Below are 585 nucleotides of genomic sequence, written 5' to 3' on the forward strand. Positions count from 1 at the left end.
GGTCTATGTGGACAGGCACATCTTCGGTAAGCGCGACCTCGCAGGCTTCCCGCAGTCAGATGGCCACACGTCCATTGTCAATCAGAGGTTGTCTTCGCTCATGAAATTCCATGACCCACGGATGGTGCTCTTCGGCCTGTTCGCGTTCGCGGCAATGGGCTCCGCATCAGCAACACAAATGAAGACCTCAACCCCTGTTTTCGCAACTGAAATGGCAGCCGTTCAGGCTCCGGTCGAGGCCGCCGGTAACCCTTGGCCAACCTTGGCCAGTACGGCCGGCAAACAGCCAGGCCCCTTGCTGGCCCATGACGACCGATACTGGCATGACGGCCGTTGGCACGATCGTAGAGACGATTGGCGCCGAGACGAATGGCGTAGAGAACAGTGGCGCAGAGAGCAAGCCCGTCGAGAAGCTGAACGCCATCGTTATTGGGAGCGCCACGATGATCGGCCCATGCGGCACCGCTACGAGGACGATCACCGCTACTATCGTCGCTAGTCTGGGAATAGAGTCGATGACGCCTTGGGAATGGCGGAACAGACGGAAGTCTGACAATTGATGTGACGCGACGGTCGAAGCTGGAC

General features: G+C 58.8%; 1 protein-coding gene. It reads left to right on the plus strand.

Annotated features, from left to right (window positions below; genetic code table 11):
• The first annotated feature begins 100 nt into the window (after window positions 1–100).
• Complete coding sequence (locus AC1DLB_RS31635; RefSeq protein ID WP_237229551.1) at window positions 101–499, plus strand: hypothetical protein; 399 nt, start codon at window positions 101–103, stop codon at window positions 497–499.
• The last annotated feature ends 86 nt before the right edge of the window (window positions 500–585 follow it).

The organism is Pseudomonas sp. 05N434 (genome assembly GCF_056396965.1).

What these genes read in the sequence shown, in the direction of transcription:
- AC1DLB_RS31635 (WP_237229551.1), top strand. Translation starts at nt 101, where the DNA reads ATGAAATTCCATGACCCACGGATGGTGCTCTTCGGCCTGTTCGCGTTC.